This is a genomic window from Chloroherpetonaceae bacterium (assembly GCA_033763895.1).
GTDB lineage: Bacteria > Bacteroidota > Chlorobiia > Chlorobiales > Thermochlorobacteraceae > JANRJQ01.
In genome coordinates this window covers 875780-893822 of the sequence record JANRJQ010000010.1, presented here as the reverse complement: position 1 = coordinate 893822, position 18043 = coordinate 875780, and the positions used below count along the sequence as shown (strand labels likewise).

Here is an 18043-nt window from a genome sequence, read left to right as displayed (position 1 = left end):
AGATTATCACACTTTTCCTAATACAAAATCGGCTCCCTAAAAGAAGCCGATTGTTTGTTTGAGGAAATCGCTTACTTCGCAGCAGCAACGACCGATATTTTTACAGTCGTTTGATCTTCTGCACCGGACTTATCTTTTACCCTGAATGTCACAGAATATTCACCGGCTTGACCAACCGAAGGAGTCCAATTAAATGAGCGTCTTGCGGCATCAAAAGTCGCGCCTTTAGGAAGCCCATCGGCTGAAAACGACAATCGATCCGCCCCTTTAGCCGGGACATCTTCTTTATCTGAATCTTTTGCCGTTATCTTGAAAGAAATTTTTTCCTTTTCTTTTGCACTGACATTGCTAATTGGGTCAAGCTTCGGTGATTGATTAACGTTTTCAATTGTTATCGTCACCGGTTTCGAATCCTTAGCACCTGCAGCATCGGTCACGGTTACCGTGGCCTTATAGCTGCCCGATTGATCAAACGAGGGTTTCCATTTCAAGATGCTTCCATCAAGGCTTGCTCCGGTGGTCAATGGCGATACAGAAACTTTTAACTTTCCTTCATCTTCTTTATCAGGATCGCTAACCATAAATTCAACCATAAGTTCATCCGCTTCTCGCCCTCTCGCTTCGGAAACAGGCTGCAACACCGGCGGTCGATTAACATTTTCAACAGTGAATTCCGCGGTTTTGCTTTCACTTAAAGGCGTACCGTCAATTCCTGCATCTTTCACTGAAAATATAACTTTATAAGATCCAGATTGATCATAGGTCGGTGTCCAGCTAAATGTTCTTGTTTCAGAATTGAATTGCGCGCCAATCGGAAGGTTATCAGCTGAATAAATGAGTTTTCCGGCGTCTTCACGATCTGGATCTGTTCCTGAAACTGCGAAAGTATAGGGTTGATTTTCTTTTGCTGCCTTTAGAACGGGCAAATTCAACGTTGGTTTTCGATTGGTTTGCGAAACAGTAATAATGAGTGACGCGGTGTCTCTCAATACTTTTGCGCCTGTCGGTTTGAGAACTTCATTGAGCCCTTGGTCTTCAACGGTAAAAAGAATGCGGTAAGAACCCGCTTGTTCAAACGACGGAGTCCAAGAAAATTTAGAACCGTCGAAGGATGCGCCTTGCGGTAAAGATTTTGCGGTAAACTTAAGTTTGCCTTCGTCTTCAAGATCTGAATCTGTGGCAGTCGGTGAAACTGAAATCGCCGAATTTTCCGCACTGGTCACTGCATCAATTGGAGAAAACTTTGGTGCACGGTTAATGTGATCGACGGTAATGGTGATGGTTTCCGTGTCGGTTAATAACTTATCATCATTGCCAGAGTCATTGACGGAGAAAGAAACTGAGAATGTCCCGTTCTGAGTAAAATCGGGCTTCCAAACAAAGACTAGCGTTTTTTCATCGAATGTTGCCCCTTCAGGTAATCCAGTTGCTGTTACGGTTAGTTTTCCTTCATCTTCTTTATCAGGGTCAGAGGCAGAAACCTTAAAGGTTAATTCGCCGCCTTCAACCGTCTTCTTAGGTCCAATTGCTGCAAGGATGGGTGCTCGGTTGAGTTGTTTGACCGTAATTGCAACTTCAAGCGAATCATGTAACACAGAATTTGAAGAAGGCAATAACTTGGAATCAAGACCGCGATCTGAGACGACAAAAATCACTTTGTATTCACCGGCTTGATCGAAGGTGGGAACCCAGCTAAAAATGCGTTTTAATGGATCGAAGGCTGCACCCAATGGCAAGTTTAAGGCCTTGTAGGTTAATTTACCGGCATCTTCTTTGTCTTGATCATTGGCTTCAACAGCAAAGGTCACTTTTGCAGTTTCTTGACCAATTTGCGGCGAGACTTGAGCGAAATTTGGTTCTCGGTTAAGATGAGCAATAAAAATGCTTTGGATTTTAGTATCCTTAAGTCCCTCTGCATCCGTTACGGTATAAGTGATTTTATAGGTTCCGTTTTGATCGAAGTTTGGTGTCCAAGCAAAGTTTTCACCGTCGAATGTTGCACCGGCAGGAAGTGGGCTTGTCGTAATTTTTAATTTGCCAACATCTTCACGATCCGGATCTTTGGCCGTTACCTTAAAGCTTAACGCCGTTCCTTCTATTCCGCTTGCCTCTGCAATCGGATCTAGTGAGGGCACACGATTTACATTTGAAACGGTAATTTTGACATCTTCAGTAGCCATTAAAGGTGTTCCATCAATTCCCACATCCATAACTTTGAATCGCACCGTATAGTCGCCGGATTGCTCGAAGGTTGGCGTCCATTGAAATATTCTCCTTGCCGGGTCAAACGCGGCACCTTGAGGCAACGAGTCAGTTGAAAAAGCCAATTTGCCCGCATCTTCACGATCGGGGTCGGTTGCTGAAATGGCAAAACTCAACGCTGAATTTTCCTTTACCGGTTTTGCTCCAATGGCTGCAAGAATTGGTGATCGATTGGTTTGCTTTACCGAAATGAAAATTGTCATTGTATCGGTAAGTGCTTGCTTTGGATTGGGAACCAATTTGGCATCAAGCCCTTGGTCATTTACTTGAAAACGCGCGGTATATTCCCCGGCTTGTTCGTATGTGGGAGTCCAAGAAAGTAATCGGCTTGACGGATCAAATGTAGAGCCTTTTGGCAAAGCGAGTGCCTTAAATACATGTTTTGCGGAATCTTCTCTGTCAGGATCGATAACCTCAATTTTGATGGTTTGAGGTTTATTTTCAAATAATATTTGCCTTTCCATCCGAACCAGCTTCGGCGCCAAATTGACATTTTCAACTCTGACGCGAAGCTCTTTTTCATCCGTTTTTGCACCGAGCTTATCAGAGTTTGAATCAGTCACAATAAATTTGATTCGATGCTCCCCTGATTGGTTCGAAGCAGGTGTCCAAGTGAGCGTGCGGGTTTTGGGATCAAACGAAGTTCCGCTTGGATTTCCGGATACAGAGTAAGTCAATTTCCCTTCATCTTCTTTATCCGGATCGCTGCCTGCTGTAAGTGTAAATGTAAATGGTTTGCCTTCGGTTAAAACTTGATCAGCAATCGCTAATAAGGAAGGCGCTCGATTCACATGTTTCACGGTAATCTTCATTCTTTTGGATACCGATACAGGCACAATCGGCTTTTGGAGTGAACTGCCGAAAAGAGAATCAGGAAGCAGTTCCGTTAGTTTAACCGTGAAGTTATAAACTCCCGATTGTTCAAAACTTGGTTTCCATCGAAGTGTAGAATTTTGAACCGAGTAGAAAAGACTATCAGGCATTTTACCGCCTTCAGGTATCAATTCAATTTTGAATTTATTTTCATCGGGGTCTAAACCTTTAAAGGTATATGTCAATTCTTTATTTTCATCTGTGGTGAGATCAACAACATTTTCAAGCTTCGGTGCAAGGTTGAAGTAATACATAGAAACGCCTTTATCTAGAGTCTCACTGTAAAGTACCTGACCATTTTGAACAAACCGAGTGATTTCCCCAACCCCTTTATCGGCCTTTTCTTTCGCGCGGCGTGGGGCTGTTACAAATAGCCGTGTATCATATACAACAATCCCGCTTCGGCCGGCAGCTACAAAAATATAATTGGGATTACGCTTATAAAAGGAAACGCTCGAGACATAATTCGGGAGAAAGGCTTCACTGAAAATACGATTTGGCCTTGCCGGATTTTTCACATCCACGACTTCAAACCCCGCAGCACCATTGGCTAAATAAAGGGTATTGTCTTTTAAGATTGCTGAACGGGTATCGCCGGTTCCTTTGTAGGAATAAAGGAGCTTTAAGGCAGTTGGCTTTGAAGCATCGAATACGCGAACGCCGCCTTCACGATCGGCAACAATGAGTTTTTTTTCGTTGTAAGTCACCGACCACGCGTAAGACCAAGTTAATAAACGCGCCGTTTCAAAAACGCGTTTTGGCTTTTCAGATTTACTGACATCCCAAACTTCCACGCCACCTTTCCCTGTTGCGACAAAAAGATAATTCCCCGTTTCATCAAGCACCAAATCTTCTGATTGATTTGAAGAAGTCGGAAACATGCCGACCAACCTTGGCTTGGAAGAATCACCAACATCAACGACATTGATGCCATTGACATTATCACTGACATACAGGTATTTGCCTTTCTTCGCAATCCCAATGGTTGAAAGCCCTAATACAATAGACTCTCCGGCGGGTTCAATTCCCTGCCCAAACGGATCTTCTGAAAAAAATGTCTGTAATCCGGTTTGATTTCCGATAACATAAAATAGATTTCCTTCAGCCAACGCTGCCGAAATCCCATCTGAACCAAGAAAGGGCGTACCGAGACGTTCCAATCGATTTAAATCTCGCTGTTCGTCTGTGACTTGTGCCGAAAGTTGAGGGATTGAGAGGAAGGTTGTTGAAAAAAAGCTTAAAACAATTATTCCAAAATAAAAACTCTTTTTTAAGGACATTGCTTTTCGTGTTGTATTTAAGAAGAATATCTAAATTTAATAGAAGGTAACAAAGCCTTATCATTTGAAGCTAAGTACCGGATAAGATTAGGCGGGTGTTCTTCTCTTATTGAGAAAAATCAAATACCTATCTTGAGGCGAGCGAATTTAATCAAAAACAATGTCTTTTCAAGAAAAGAACCCGAGTTGACAATTTTATTACATCAGTTTTTTAGAATAGTTCAATTCTTAAGACCGTCTTTACAATCTTTCATGAGTTTGAAGGACTTGATTCTTTCCTATCATTTTATAAAAAGTCGCTGTGAAACGCACGAATTTTGCTTAAGAATTTTAATTCTTAGTTTTTTTCTCTATTCACAAAGTTTCGCTGCATCTCAAGCTCCGGATTCAACCGCTCGAAGCTTCCAAGCAGATTCTATCTCACTTCCCCTCAAATTCCCTTTAAGAATCTCTAATATTCGATATGAAGGGCTTCGGCAGTTCCGCGAAAGCGCCTTAACCCGTGTGTTTGAAAGCGAAAAGTTTGATTCGAGAGACGCGTTTCGCCTTACCATCAATTCCGCCGAAGCTTTGGCAAGGCAGGAAGGCTTTTTGGAATTTCTTATTGAGCGTGCGGATTTTACCTACAATTCCGACTCGACAAAGGCAGAGATGCTCCTCTCAATTTCAGAGGGGCCGTTATATCTTCTTCAACGGGTGCATTTTATTGATTCGAGTCTTTCGCCTCAGAACCAACCGCTTCCCCGAGAAATCAATCGAATACTTGAGGAAATTGAAAATTCACCTTTTCAAAACGAAGCTCTTGAAGATGCTGCCAATCGCATCATCACCTCAATGGAAACATCCGGTTATCCTTTTGCGAAAGTTTCCGTTTCTTCAATTGACCCTGAAGGAAAAGACCCTGAAAAGCCCGACATCCTGCCAGTCTCCCTTTCGTTTACCCTTTTTCGTGGTGCTTTTGTGACCGTTGGCGATATTTTGGTGAATGGTTTGCAAACCACAAAACCCGACATCGTTTTGCGCGAACTTCCCTTTCGAACGGGCGATGTTTTTCTCGAAAAAAACCTTCCTGAATCAAATTCAAAACTGCTGCGATTGGGGCTTTTTGATAAAGTCATTGCAGAGGAACCCCTCTTTATCCCCAATCAAGCGCAGGAGAAACAACATTCTTTAACCGATTCCCTCAAAGCCATCATTCGATTCACCCTTGAAGAAGGAAACCCCAATACTTTTGATGGTATCCTTGGCTACCAACCGGCACTCGGCCCAAATGACGAGGGGTTTTTTACTGGGCAAATCAATTTCTCGCTCAGAAATCTTTTTGGGACCGCTCGAAGGCTGGAAGTCCGGTGGACGAAGCCCAATGCCCCAACGCAAGATGTTCGGCTGTTTTATCAAGAGCCTTGGGTCTTAAATCTTCCGCTTACTCTTTCTCTTGAATTGCTTCAACTCAAACAAGATTCCAGCTTTTCTCAATTGAATTATGGTGTCACCGGCATTTTTCGATTCAATACCAATTTTTGGATCACAGGAAATTTTTCGCGTGAGCTCGTAACTCCCATTATCGAATCCCTCACGCCAAGCCAAACCATCTTTCAAAGCACGATTACATTAAGTGGGCTTGGCGTTCTTTACGACTCCCGCGATTACCCGCTCAATCCTCAATCCGGCTGGCTTTTCAAAAATGAGTACCGCATCGGCACAAAAACGATTGCGGGTTCAGATTCATTGCTCAGCCTCTTTGGACTTCGCAAAAGCGTTTTGCAACAGCGCTTCTCCCTTGATCTTGAATTTTATCAACGCCTCTTTTTCAGGCAAGTCTTATTTTTGCGTTTGAAAGGCAGTGCGATACTAAGCGATGAAATCCAATTCAGCGATTTGATGCGAATTGGCGGCGCGCTTTCGCTTCGTGGCTATCGTGAGCAACAATTTTTGGCCTCACAGTTCCTTTTTGGCGGTGCCGAATACCGGTTTATCTTATCTCAAAAAACGTTTCTCTTTGGATTTCTCGATGCCGGTTACTTCACTCGTCCGGCAAATCCGGTTGTCCCAACAGATATTGCCGAGTCGAATTTTCGCATTGGCTACGGGTTCGGGTTTCGCTTTGAAACGCCTTTGGGGCTCACCGGCTTTACTTTTGCATTGGGCGAAGGCGATTCCTTTTTACAAGGAAAAATTCATTTTAATATTATTAACGAGTTTTAAGGTTCAAACATCAGATCATTATGCCGCACCTGAAAATCAACCGATGCTTCCCAAGCATCTCACTTTTCATACTTTTGCTCATCAGTGCCTGTTCAGAGAAGAAAACTACTCAAGGACAACAAGCATCAAGTGTAACACCCGATTCAGCCCAACCCACTTTCGCTGCAGGTATCGATACAACGCATCAATTCGACCCAGCCATTGATTCGCTCTTTAATCTTTCTCCTGCGGTTTTTCCGGCACAGTTTGTTATTCATACAGAAACTTCATCGCCAAGCGAATCCATCCTGATTCAGCGAGGCGAAACGATTGCCATCTCTCGATTAAGTGACGCGCTTCATTCCCTTACCGATTCGCTAAACTTATTACTTTCCCTTTCGCTCAGCCCAAGCGATACTGCGCTTTTCCGCAACGCGATGCGCCCCATCAATCAAGTGATTTACTCTCGCGTCCCGAATCCAAACGCATTCCCAGATTCTATTTTTTATCTTAATATTGTGCCCCAACCTGTTATCAATCTTATTAAATCAAGCCAAAAAGAGGCGCCAAACGGACGAACACTTTACACAGCTGAATTTGAAGCACGGATGTCCTTTGCATCCTTTTCCAAAGTGTATCTTGAAAGGCTCAAAAAATTTCCGGAGTATTACAATCTCTTAAAGGCACATCCCATTATTCGAGGGTTAGAAAATTCTCTTGGAAGTGTTTCGTAAAAAGTTCAGTAATTTTGCCACAGATTTTGAACCTGATTTTCAATTTTTTTTTGAAGTTTTTTTTGAAGTAAAAAGGAGTAACAAGTATGTCAGCCGAATCCACGCCTCGCTCGCTCAACCAAACCCTAAAGAATTCAATTTTAGCACTTATCACCGAAACCTCAACCAATCTGCCAAGCGATGTCCGCCGTGCGGTGGCTTCGGCAGCGGTGCGTGAAGCAGCGGAATCGCGCTCGGGGCTTGCGATGTCCACCATTACGCTCAATGTCGATATGGCCTGCGATAATGTTTCGCCGATATGTCAGGATACGGGAATGCCTACATTCTTTATCCATACACCAATCGGCGTCAATCAATTGGAAATCAAAGACGCGATTCGTGCAGCAACCATCGAAGCCACAAAAACAGGAAAGCTTCGCCCCAATTCCGTTGACCCCATCACAGGAAAAAACAGCGGCAACAATGTTGGCGAGGGCGTCCCTGTGATGCACTTTGAGCAATGGGAAAATGATTTCACCGAAATTAAGCTCATCTTAAAGGGCGGCGGGTGTGAAAATAAAAACATTCAATATTCACTCCCGATGGAATTGCCCGGGCTTGGCAAAGCCGGCCGCGACCTTGAAGGCATTCGCAAATGCATTATGCACGCCGTTTGGCAAGCCCAAGGGCAAGGCTGTTCGGCAGGGTTTATTGGTGTTGGCATCGGCGGCGACCGCACCTCGGGCTACGAACTCGCCAAAGAACAACTGCTTCGAACCGTTGATGATACCAACCCCGATCCCGTTCTGCGCGACCTTGAAACCTATGTGATGGCCAATGCCGATAAGCTCGACATTGGAACGATGGGCTTTGGCGGAAAAGTAACGCTCTTGGGCTGCAAAATCGGCAAAGCCGATCGACTTCCGGCGAGTTTCTTTGTCAGTGTGGCCTATAACTGCTGGGCATACCGACGGCTGGGCGTTGAGTTAGACTCAAAAGGTGCCATTCTTCGCTGGCAATACCGCGAGTCCGATGAAATTAAACGCCTTGCCCAAGGTGAAGGCATTACGCTCACAGGAAAAGAAGTGGTGCTCAAAGCGCCGATTTCTGAAGAAGTTATCCGCTCACTCAAAGTGGGTGATGTGGTGATTGTGGATGGCGAAATGCACACCGGCCGCGACGCCTTCCACCACTATATGATGCACCACGATTTGCCCGAAGGCGTCAATACGCAAGGTGGCGTGCTGTATCACTGTGGCCCTGTGGTGCTCAAAAACCCGGATGGAACCTATAAAATTACAGCTGCCGGCCCAACCACCTCCATTCGCGAGGAGCCATACCAAGCGGATATTATCAAGAAGCTTGGGCTTCGAGCCGTAATTGGTAAAGGCGGAATGGGTGCGAAGACCTTAAAAGGATTGCAAGACCACGGTGCGGTGTATCTCAATGCTATTGGAGGCGCGGCACAATACTATGCCAAGTGTATAGAACGGGTGACGGGTGTGCATTTCCTTGAAGAAATGGGCGTGCCCGAAGCAATGTGGCATTTGCAAGTGAAGGGCTTTGCCGCAATCGTTACAATGGATTCGCACGGTGGCAGCTTGCACAAAGAAGTTGAAGACGCTTCAATGACTGTTCTTAAAACATTCGCCGAGCCGGTGTATTAATCATTATTTTTTCTTTTTTTTATTTCAAGCCTGAAATCCAAGTTTCGGGCTTTTGATTTCTTATTTGATGACCCTATTTTCCTTTTTCATTTCCATTGATTTGATGTTTTCTTTCTATCAAAACCTGTATGATTGAAACGCTAAAAACACATTTAATCAAACGGCTTGGGTCTCAAACAGAGCAATTGGACTTGGTTCTTTCTAATTTCAAAACCTTAAAGACCAAGCGAAACCAAACACTTCTAACACAAGGAGAAGTTTGCAAGCATGTTTATTTCATCGCGAAGGGGTGTTTGCAAGTGTTTGTCTATGATGATGAGATGAATGAAACCACCCGCGATATCATCATCGAAGACAGTTGGTGTACCGAATTAATGAGCTTTGGCAAACAGCAACCGGCAACTGAAAATATTCGGGCGGTTGAGCCTTCACAATTACTCGTCATCGATTTCACCGCCTTTCAAGAGATGATGACAAGAGTTCCTCAATTCGAAGCCATCTATCGCCAAATCCTTGAAGTCTCTTATGCCAATTCGGTTTACCGCATTAATTCCTTTGTTTCCCTTTCCTCGCTTGACCGCATTAAGTGGCTCATGAAGCATCGACCGGCTTTGATGACACGCGTTTCGAGCAAGCTCATTGCCTCCTATCTTGGCATTCATAAAGATGTATTCAGCCGATTAAAATCAAAATTATAGACTTTTGTCATCATTGGGGGAAGTAAAGATTGGCAATTTTGCATCGTTCAGATGAACTGAATGAAGTACTTTTCAAAACTTAAATTCACAACCAATGACAGAATATCTCTTATTATTTCGCAATGCCAGTGCCGAGTCCGGTTACTTGGCTTCAACACAAGATATGGCCGAAGACATGCCCAAATGGCAAGCGTGGATTGGCAATATCGCAATGCAGGGCAAATTGGTGAGTACTGCGCCCATTCGGTATGACGCCGCGATTGTTGATAGCGCGGGCGTTCGTGCAGGTCATCCGCATAAAGTAGCGAACAGCGTTTTGGTTTCGGGCTTTTTAATCTGCAAGTCCGAAAGCCTTGAAGAAGTTCAAGAGTGGAGCAAAACTTGTCCGATTCTCAAGTATCCGCAAAGCTCGGTTGAAATTCGGCCGCTTGTACCTTTTCCAACCAACTAATTTCAATGCAATGAAGAACATCTTTCATCTTGGCCGATATCTCTTTCCATTATCGTTCCTCTTGTATGTGGCGCTTCACTTGGGCAAGCCCGATGTCGGTGCCTCGTTTGTGCCTGACTATTTGCCATTTCCGTACTTCTGGAATTACTTCACGCTTGTGTGTATTCTTGCTTTTATTGTGAGTGCCGTGATTGGGAAATACGATCAACTTGCCTACCTACTTATGGCGCTTTATGTGTTTCTTATGGCTTTGCTTGTGCACCTTCCCCGCGCGATGGGGTTTGAACTTGGGACTGAAATGATGGCCGCGAATCTTGCTAGGGAACAGGAATTGGAAATGGTGAATGTCTTTCGAAATCTGATGATTTGTGGGGCATTACTCGCCTTTTCGGGATTCATTGCAAAAGACTCAACGGGGCTTCCAAAGAGCTTTTCTGAAATGTAAATCCACTTTCTTCTTGATTTGTGGGCAAAAAAGGGGTGCTGGGCTTTCGGGTTCCGCATCCCTTGCTTTTTTGGAGGTATCGCAAAAAAATTCCTTTTATTTTCATATTGGTTAAGTATTGCTCGGGGGCTTAACCCGTGTGGTGGCCACGGCTTGTAGAAACCACTGTCTGAATCAGGATTTTCAGGATTAAGTGATGAACAGGATTAACAATGTCACTTCGACAGGCTCAGTACAAGCATTCCGACAAGCGAAGCGCGCTTGGAATCTTGCACGCCAATGACACAGATTCAAACGATTCACACCGATTATCCGCACGAATCAACTTCAATCCGCGTTATCAGCGTTCTATTGCCTTTTTCGGCATTAATGAAAAAAATATTTTCTCTCTTATAACGCCCCTTCTTTCCAATACTTACCTTAAGTTAAGAGCACCTTTAAACTCTTATGAAATATGGGCAAGATAGCATTCTAAACTTTTCAGCATTACTAATTCATCAATCTTGTGATGAAGCTCACAAAATGAGTACAGAAAAATTTTATTTGGAACTAAATGTAAAAAAATATAAACTGCTAGTGTTAAGATTAGAACCTCAGGAAACCACCAAGTTCCTCCCGTTCTAACCCGTTCTCTCGTTCGTTACTAATATTATTCTATCATTGTTTCAGAATCCGTCTTAAGGAAAGCCTATACGGATATTCGCATTAGGAAAAATTGTAATTATGCTATTTCACTCAGCATAACTCTCAATTAGTTTCAATTTCAATTTACCAAAAAAAGAATACTGACTTTAGAAATTTTTTCTTTCGTCGATTTCTTCTACGCTTAATTCTTGAATAATTATTGTTATGCGCAATACTGCAATTTTTATTTCCATTTCTATATTATCTTTTTTTATTCTTTTTGTTATTACAAGAAAGTCTAATTTTTTTGAAAATGCATTTAACAATTCACAACATAAAGAAAGCTATACAGAAATAATTACAAGAGACTCAATTAACTCAATAGAAAAATCAATTATTAAAAATGAAAATTATATTGAAAGAGAAAGCTCAAATGAATTTAGCAATCCTAAATTTATTATAAAAACAGTTATTTCTTTCATTTTACTTTTGGCTTCACTATTTGTAATACTTTCTAAAAAATATGATGAAACAAAAGAAAAATGGGCAATAGATGTATTAGTACTCATATCTGGTTTATGGTTGGGTTCTTTATAGTATTTTTCAACTAATTGGAGATTTTTATGATAATGATAAGTTCAAGAACTGATTTTTGGGAATCAGATAATTTATCTGATTTTGATTTATTCAGAGATGTTAATCTATCGGATGAAAGCTTAGGCACTGAAATGACGCGCGATGAGGTGATAAAAAAAATATCTGGTAAAACAATTCTAGTCCTTATCCACGGCTATAATTCAGAACCGGATGATGTTATTAAATCTTATCAAACGCTCGAAGAGAACTTTAAAGATTGGCAATTTTACGATGAAATAGTTGGTTATACTTGGCCGGGCGGGGATAACCCCTTTGATTATCAGGCAGCTAAAAGTAGAAGTTCGGCTGTGGCAAGAAGATTGCAAATGCACTTAAATAGCATATTTAACAACGCAGTTTTAGTCGATCTGATGACACATAGTATGGGATCAAGGGTAGCTTTATCTGCATTAGATGATGGAAAAAAACAAAAAGTGGTAAATAATCTTTTTTTAACCGCTTCCGCTGTTGATAATGAAGATTTAGAATTCGGTAATCAATTTTTTTCTTCTACCCAAAAATGTAACACAGTTTATGTATTCCACTCGAAACATGACCCTGTTTTGAATTTAGGGTATAGAGTACATCATTGGGACTCCGCTTTAGGACTATTTGGACCCGAAAACCCCGCAACGTTGATAGAAAAATCTCCAAATGTAAAAGTTGTGAATTGCAAAAATCATATTAAGCGACACGGTGGGTATAAAGATTGTAAAGAGTTATACACATATCTAAAAAATGAGTTTTTTACAACCAATAAACATCCTCAATATTATACTCTATGATTTTGGTCAGAAACAGCGAAATCGCTCTAATGAAATTATGACTTATAATTGTTCTTTATATTTTATTTTTTTTAACTACTCAATTTAAAATAGCTATGGCTACCAAATACAGCTGCAAAGTTAGAATCGAAAATGGCTTTCCTAAAGCAATTAATGATGTTGTATTTAGGCATTTTTGGGATGGAAATGGTGGTAATGATGTTTCATTTCCAATAGGAACAATGGAAGGAAACTCCGAATCAATTTTTTATACTATTGAATCAGGTTCAGATGGCTATGATTACTGGTGGCTATCTTTCACCTATGGTCCTAAAAGTTACGCTGTTGAAAAAAAACGTTGTAGCTTAAATTCATTAGATGAGGACACTCTCCTAACCTTTCGAATACAGTATAAGGATGAAAAAAACCCATATTTCTTACTTACTATGAATTCAGATTCTTGTAAAGAGGAATTTAAGGAAACGACATAATTAACATCTTAAATGTCTCAAAAGCAAAAGTTAAATCGTTCAGGATACAATAATAGCTATAACTTACTGAACTCACTTTAGGTTACTAACTATAAAGTTAAATCGATTATATCGCTTCAATATATGATTTAGCAAATGAACGGTTGATTGCTGCAAAATCCTACAATGAAGCAAACTGAAATAAGTTAGGTCATAGATTTTTAGAGAATTTTTTAAATTTAAAATATACAAATATGGCATTAGTTCAATTCAATCAAAATGGAGGTTTAATTCATCTTATGGTAAAGAGTGGTCCACCTTGTTTAGGTGAATTTAGATTATGGTATAGAAATAATCTAATTGGTAATGTATCACCTCTTTACCCAAATGAAATCCACAGTATTCACGACCAATATCCAGATAATTTCGTTTTACCATTTGATTTAATCTCAATAAATGACATTACATTACGAATAAATGGTCGATATGGCCCTTTGCCAAATTACGCTCAAATATCCGTACGATATTTATTTTACCAAGATGGTCAAATTTTAAATGTTGATCCAAATGGCTATAATGTAATTCAAGACAGCCTGACTGCACCCCCACCTTACAAACAATACATTCACGATTTCACTTTTCAAAAAATTTAATTAGAAAATGAGAAAATTATTATTAACAACACTTTGGATCATAGTTATCATTCCAACTTCAAAAGTTTTTGGGCAGCCAACCAAAGACTCTCTAAAAGCAGTAGTTAGTGCAACTAACTTTTCATTGCCATCTTCTATAGCTTTTAATTTACTTGATATAAATCCAACCCAAGTTTATCGTCCGGGGTTTGCAAAAGACTTTAAGTTTGATTGGGTTGTGAAAGACAATAAAATAGCATCAAATTTGGCGATAGAAGCTCAGCCAGTTTGGCTTTTCTTTTATAACGACACAGACTATAATGAATTTTCTAAAAATTCTTATTTAGAAAAAATTTTTTCAAGTTTGACAGTATCCATAGGTACGTCTACTAAAGAGAGTATTCATTCTTTAGCTTGGGGAGCAAAAGTGAATTTATATGCTAAGGCAAATCCGATTTATGATACTTCATATATAAAGAAGGTAAGCAATTTTGAAGCGAAGAGAGAAGTAAGTGTTGCGCGAGATAGTATAGAATTTGAAATGATAGATACTACAATAAATCCTGAGAAAATGAAATCGTTAAGGAGAGCTTATGACAGTTTGAATAATGCTTATTCAAAAGATAGCATTGCTCATTTTGCAAAATTAGGCAAATTAAAAGAAGATTTCGAAAAGGCTAACTGGAATACAACTATTATTGATGTAGGTTATGGTCAAGTTTATAATTATTTAAGCCAATCAATTGATAGTTTATCATTTCAAAATAATGGTTCAGCTCTATGGATTAGTGGAAATTTTGGTATCGGTACAAAAATATTAATAAATGGAATGTTTAAATACTCAACTGTTTCGGGTAATAACATCACTACCATTGGTGCGAATTGTAGATATGGCGGCCTTAATTCAAATTTTTTTATTGAAGCCTTATATAATAATGCATCCAATGACAAATTAAAAACAATTACGATTGCTTATGGTGGCGAATTCAAAATTAATGATACAATTGCATTACAATTTGGACTTAGAACCGATTACACAAATGATCTTAAATTCAAAAATCTAATTCCAATAGTTAATTTTAACTATTTATTAGTACAGTAAGTCATAGACCTACATTGTATTTGTGGCTTGTTGGACGGAGGCTCTAACAAGTACTTTTGTGCTTTTTTATGGGGTTTTGTACATTTAGAAACGGTAGTGAAGCTAAGGCTACTATAAACATATCCATTTACCTTAGTCTTAAATAATTTTTTTTGATTCTAATCCCCCCTTGCTTTTCTCCCAATCTTTTCTTAAACTCAAAACATCTCAATTTGACCATCAGAAACCTTCACAGTTTCCCGATGTTCAGGACGTGAGAAAAAGAAAAACAAAAAAAGGCAGCTCGCGCTGCCTTTTTTATATTTTGCTCGGTGCAGAATTAATACCGATAATACTCCGGCTTAAATGGGCCTTCTTGTTTCACGCCAATATACTTGGCTTGCTTTTCAGAAAGCTCTTCGAGTTCAACGCCAAGCTTTTCAAGGTGCAGGCGGGCAACCTTTTCATCCAAGTGCTTTGGTAACATATACACTTTGTTCTCATAGCTCTTGCTATTTTGCCAAAGTTCCATTTGGGCAATCACTTGGTTGGAGAAGGAGCACGACATCACGAACGACGGATGCCCGGTCGCCACGCCCAAGTTCACCAAACGGCCTTCAGCGAGCACAATGATATCCTTCCCTTCAATGTTGTAAAGGTCCACTTGCGGCTTAATTTCCATCTTGGTATGGCCGTAGTTTTTATTGAGCCACGCCATATCAATTTCGGTATCAAAATGGCCGATATTGCAGACAATGGCTTTATCCTTCATTGAGCGGAAGTGCTTTTCCGTCACGATATCTTCGTTTCCTGTGGCGGTCACCACAATGTCGGCTTCCTTCACGGCGGTTTCCATCTTTTTAACTTCATAGCCTTCCATTGCCGCTTGAAGCGCACAAATTGGGTCAGCTTCGGTTACGATGACGCGCACATTGGCATTTTTAAGCGACTCCGCAGAGCCTTTGCCCACATCACCAAAGCCTGCAACAACCGCCACTTTACCGGCAAGCATCAAATCCGTTCCACGGCGAATGGCATCCACCAATGATTCGCGGCAGCCGTATTTGTTATCAAATTTCGATTTCGTTACGCTATCGTTAATATTGATTGCCGGGAGCGGAAGCGTTCCGTGTTGCTGGCGTTCATAAAGGCGGTGTACACCGGTGGTGGTTTCTTCGGAGATTCCGCGAATACCGGCCACAAGCTCGGGGTATTTATCAAGCACCATATTGGTGAGATCGCCGCCATCGTCTAAAATCATATTGAGCGGTTGCCCATCTTTGAAGGCAAAAAGGGTTTGCTCAATACACCAATCAAATTCCTCGGCGTTCATGCCCTTCCACGCATAAACCGGAATTCCGGCTTTGGCAATCGCTGCGGCGGCGTGGTCTTGCGTTGAAAAGATATTGCACGATGACCAGCTGACTTCTGCGCCGAGCTCAATCAAGGTTTCGATTAAAACGGCGGTTTGAATGGTCATGTGTAAGCAGCCGGCAATGCGAGCGCCTTTGAGCGGCTTTTGTGCGCCATATTCTTTACGAATTTGCATCAGGCCGGGCATTTCAGCTTCGGCAAGGCGAATTTCTTTTCTTCCCCAATCGCCAAGGGAAATATCTTTTACCTTAAACGGTAAGCGTTTGACTTCTGCGGTTGTAGCCATTTTTTCTGTATTTAAGTTATTAGAGTCGATTCGATTACAAGTTTATTTGAAAGCGCGTTGCAAATCTTTGGCGCGGTCAACTTTTTCCCAAGGGAAGATGTCGCGGCCGAAGTGCCCGTAAGCAGCGGTTTGCTTATATGACCACCCTTTTGGCTTGGTGAGGCCGAAGGTTTCAATAATCGCGAGCGGGCGAAGATCAAAGAGTTTTTCAACCTTGGCTTGAAGCTCGGCATCAGTGATTCCTTTCATTCCGGTGCTGTGTGTATTGACATAAATCGACACAGGTTTTGCAATACCGATAGCATACGACACCTGAACGGTGCAACGCTCGGCAAGGCCAGAAGAAACCACATTCTTCGCAATGTAACGGGCAGCATACGCGGCTGAGCGGTCAACCTTCGAGGGGTCTTTGCCCGAGAAAGCACCACCACCGTGCGGGGCTGCACCGCCATAGGTATCAACAATAATCTTTCGTCCGGTTAAGCCCGTATCGCCGTGAGGTCCGCCAATTTCGAAACGACCGGTTGGGTTGATAAAAAACTTGGTATTGCGGTCAAGCAAGTAGCTTGGAAGCGTTGGCGTAATGACTTTGGCGATAATATCATCCTTAATCCGCTTTTGAAATTCACGTTCAGTGACGCCGGCGGGTTCAGGGTCATGTTGGGTTGATACCACAATAGTATCAACGCGGATGACTTTGTTGTTATCGTATTCAAGGGTGACTTGGCTTTTGGCATCGGGGCGAAGATAGGTCATATCCTTCCCTGCTTTTCGAAGATCGGCCAATTTTTTGACAAGCTTATGTGCAAAGCTAACCGGTGCAGGCATTAATTCAGGTGTTTCTTTGCAAGCAAAGCCAAACATCATGCCTTGGTCTCCGGCGCCAACAGATTCGTATTTATCCTTTGCACCTTTGCGGTCAACCCCACGGTTTATATCCGGCGATTGTGAGTGAATGGCTGAAAGAATACCGCACGATTTGGATTCGAACATGTATTCACCCTTGGTGTAACCAATATCCTTAATTACCCCACGGATAAGATCAGAGAATTCCACATAAGCCTTTGTGGTAATTTCTCCACCAACAACCACTTGGCCGGTTGTGACAAAGGTTTCGCAAGCAACTCTTGCATCTTTATCCTGCTCCAAAATCGCATCAAGAACGGAGTCAGAAATTTGATCGGCAACCTTATCGGGATGCCCTTCGGAAACGGATTCCGATGTAAATAGATATCGTGCCATAGTGCACCGGTTTTATTAAATGAACGAATTGACAAAAAAACGAACTCCAAAAAAGGATCCTTTTAGCCGCAGCATTTAAAACAAAAAAGCCTTCCACTTGGAAAGGCAAGAATGACATTTGTTCAGACACAGTTGCATTTCCTAAGCATTTCTGCCAGCGAAAGCCTTTCAGCTTCGACTTTTCGCCGTGTCCAAACATATTGGGAACGAAAAGCGGTTGCAAATATACGGCGCATCTTTTCATTTACCAAGTTTTTGCACCAAGTTTGAGATTGCCGCAAAAGTGAATGCCCTTAGCAATTGCTTTTTTTCTGCCTCGAATTCATTTCAAAGTGTAACTTTATAAGCATTTTCAAAAAAA

15 protein-coding genes are annotated in these 18043 nt (G+C 41.5%); 12 read left to right on the top strand and 3 right to left on the bottom strand.

Translation table 11 applies throughout. The annotated features are described in order from the left end of the window. Positions 1-71 precede the first annotated feature (71 nt). A complete protein-coding gene (locus tag SFU91_12035; GenBank protein MDX2129754.1) occupies positions 72-4415 on the bottom strand; it encodes a putative Ig domain-containing protein in 4344 nt (1447 codons plus the stop codon). 252 nt (positions 4416-4667) lie between these two features. Between SFU91_12035 and SFU91_12030 the strand changes: the two genes are divergently transcribed. The 12 genes from SFU91_12030 (at position 4668) to SFU91_11975 (ending at position 14801) form a co-directional block, all read left to right on the top strand. Continuing rightward, positions 4668-6620: a BamA/TamA family outer membrane protein gene (locus tag SFU91_12030; GenBank protein ID MDX2129753.1), complete on the top strand. Its 1953-nt coding sequence runs from the start codon at positions 4668-4670 to the stop codon at positions 6618-6620. Between the two features lie 20 nt (positions 6621-6640). Further along, positions 6641-7333: a hypothetical protein gene (locus tag SFU91_12025; GenBank protein MDX2129752.1), complete on the top strand. Its 693-nt coding sequence runs from the start codon at positions 6641-6643 to the stop codon at positions 7331-7333. An 86-nt stretch (positions 7334-7419) separates the two neighbouring features. Beyond that, positions 7420-8979, top strand: a complete 1560-nt coding sequence (locus SFU91_12020) for a FumA C-terminus/TtdB family hydratase beta subunit (GenBank protein ID MDX2129751.1) — start codon at positions 7420-7422, stop codon at positions 8977-8979. A gap of 128 nt (positions 8980-9107) precedes the next feature. After that, positions 9108-9677, top strand: a complete 570-nt coding sequence (locus SFU91_12015) for a cyclic nucleotide-binding domain-containing protein (GenBank protein MDX2129750.1) — start codon at positions 9108-9110, stop codon at positions 9675-9677. 94 nt (positions 9678-9771) lie between these two features. Then, a complete protein-coding gene (locus SFU91_12010; protein ID MDX2129749.1) occupies positions 9772-10128 on the top strand; it encodes a YciI family protein in 357 nt (118 codons plus the stop codon). A 10-nt stretch (positions 10129-10138) separates the two neighbouring features. After that, a complete protein-coding gene (locus tag SFU91_12005; GenBank protein MDX2129748.1) occupies positions 10139-10573 on the top strand; it encodes a hypothetical protein in 435 nt (144 codons plus the stop codon). Between the two features lie 212 nt (positions 10574-10785). After that, positions 10786-11040 carry a hypothetical protein gene (locus SFU91_12000; GenBank protein MDX2129747.1) on the top strand — a complete coding sequence of 85 codons (255 nt, stop codon included), beginning with the start codon at positions 10786-10788 and terminating at the stop codon, positions 11038-11040. 382 nt (positions 11041-11422) lie between these two features. Beyond that, complete coding sequence (locus SFU91_11995; GenBank protein MDX2129746.1) at positions 11423-11794, top strand: hypothetical protein; 372 nt, start codon at positions 11423-11425, stop codon at positions 11792-11794. Positions 11795-11820: 26 nt separating this feature from the next. Continuing rightward, on the top strand, positions 11821-12618 hold the full coding sequence (locus tag SFU91_11990; protein MDX2129745.1) for an alpha/beta hydrolase: 798 nt from the start codon (positions 11821-11823) through the stop codon (positions 12616-12618). A gap of 95 nt (positions 12619-12713) precedes the next feature. Continuing rightward, positions 12714-13088, top strand: a complete 375-nt coding sequence (locus SFU91_11985) for a hypothetical protein (protein ID MDX2129744.1) — start codon at positions 12714-12716, stop codon at positions 13086-13088. A 233-nt stretch (positions 13089-13321) separates the two neighbouring features. Further along, positions 13322-13720, top strand: a complete 399-nt coding sequence (locus SFU91_11980; protein MDX2129743.1) for a hypothetical protein — start codon at positions 13322-13324, stop codon at positions 13718-13720. Between the two features lie 7 nt (positions 13721-13727). Further along, complete coding sequence (locus SFU91_11975) at positions 13728-14801, top strand: hypothetical protein (GenBank protein ID MDX2129742.1); 1074 nt, start codon at positions 13728-13730, stop codon at positions 14799-14801. Positions 14802-15120: 319 nt separating this feature from the next. Here SFU91_11975 and ahcY read toward each other — a convergent pair whose 3' ends face one another. Next, entirely contained in the window at positions 15121-16440 is a 1320-nt protein-coding gene (gene ahcY, locus SFU91_11970; protein ID MDX2129741.1) for an adenosylhomocysteinase, read from the bottom strand. A 42-nt stretch (positions 16441-16482) separates the two neighbouring features. Next, positions 16483-17682: a methionine adenosyltransferase gene (gene metK / locus SFU91_11965; protein ID MDX2129740.1), complete on the bottom strand. Its 1200-nt coding sequence runs from the start codon at positions 17680-17682 to the stop codon at positions 16483-16485. Positions 17683-18043 lie beyond the last annotated feature (361 nt).

Bases quoted from the DNA above. Each gene is read 5' to 3' on its own strand.
- SFU91_11985 (MDX2129744.1), top strand. From the start codon at position 12,714: ATGGCTACCAAATACAGCTGCAAAGTTAGAATCGAAAATGGCTTTCCT.
- metK (MDX2129740.1), bottom strand. From the start codon at position 17,682: ATGGCACGATATCTATTTACATCGGAATCCGTTTCCGAAGGGCATCCC.
- SFU91_12005 (MDX2129748.1), top strand. From the start codon at position 10,139: ATGAAGAACATCTTTCATCTTGGCCGATATCTCTTTCCATTATCGTTC.
- SFU91_11990 (MDX2129745.1), top strand. From the start codon at position 11,821: ATGATAATGATAAGTTCAAGAACTGATTTTTGGGAATCAGATAATTTA.
- SFU91_12030 (MDX2129753.1), top strand. From the start codon at position 4,668: ATGAGTTTGAAGGACTTGATTCTTTCCTATCATTTTATAAAAAGTCGC.
- SFU91_11975 (MDX2129742.1), top strand. From the start codon at position 13,728: ATGAGAAAATTATTATTAACAACACTTTGGATCATAGTTATCATTCCA.
- SFU91_12015 (MDX2129750.1), top strand. From the start codon at position 9,108: ATGATTGAAACGCTAAAAACACATTTAATCAAACGGCTTGGGTCTCAA.
- SFU91_12020 (MDX2129751.1), top strand. From the start codon at position 7,420: ATGTCAGCCGAATCCACGCCTCGCTCGCTCAACCAAACCCTAAAGAAT.
- SFU91_12010 (MDX2129749.1), top strand. From the start codon at position 9,772: ATGACAGAATATCTCTTATTATTTCGCAATGCCAGTGCCGAGTCCGGT.
- SFU91_12035 (MDX2129754.1), bottom strand. From the start codon at position 4,415: ATGTCCTTAAAAAAGAGTTTTTATTTTGGAATAATTGTTTTAAGCTTT.
- SFU91_11995 (MDX2129746.1), top strand. From the start codon at position 11,423: ATGCGCAATACTGCAATTTTTATTTCCATTTCTATATTATCTTTTTTT.
- SFU91_12025 (MDX2129752.1), top strand. From the start codon at position 6,641: ATGCCGCACCTGAAAATCAACCGATGCTTCCCAAGCATCTCACTTTTC.
- SFU91_11980 (MDX2129743.1), top strand. From the start codon at position 13,322: ATGGCATTAGTTCAATTCAATCAAAATGGAGGTTTAATTCATCTTATG.
- ahcY (MDX2129741.1), bottom strand. From the start codon at position 16,440: ATGGCTACAACCGCAGAAGTCAAACGCTTACCGTTTAAGGTAAAAGAT.
- SFU91_12000 (MDX2129747.1), top strand. From the start codon at position 10,786: ATGTCACTTCGACAGGCTCAGTACAAGCATTCCGACAAGCGAAGCGCG.